The sequence below is a fragment of the Pseudomonas sp. SIMBA_041 genome, assembly GCF_046535095.1.
In the GTDB taxonomy this organism is placed as follows: Bacteria; Pseudomonadota; Gammaproteobacteria; order Pseudomonadales; family Pseudomonadaceae; genus Aquipseudomonas; species Aquipseudomonas mucoides.
Genome location: NZ_JAWRXJ010000418.1, coordinates 1 through 265 on the forward strand (window position 1 = coordinate 1; position 265 = coordinate 265).

Below are 265 nucleotides of genomic sequence, written 5' to 3' on the forward strand. Positions count from 1 at the left end.
GGCATTGATCAACACGTCGTAGCGCCCTTCGCTGACGCCCATCAAGGCCCGTGCCCATGGCGCCTCCTCAAACCCGCTGGCGTAGCCGGCCCGGGTCAGTGCCGTGGTAACGATGCTGGTCGCCAAACCGCCGCCCGGCATGCTTGCATCGGTGAACGGTGGCCATTTGTCTGCCACCAGCCGCAGCTTGTCTTCACCCAGGGCTGGCGCAGCCAGCAGGGCTGCCAGCAATCCCAGAACACCAAGCAGTGGCCGCATGCTCAAG

The 265-nt window shown here is 65.3% G+C and carries 1 pseudogene; it reads right to left on the minus strand.

Annotated features, from left to right (window positions below):
* Positions 1 to 258: pseudogene (locus SB725_RS31730) on the minus strand (amino acid ABC transporter substrate-binding protein); the annotation flags it as partial.
* Positions 259 to 265: the final 7 nt, after the last annotated feature.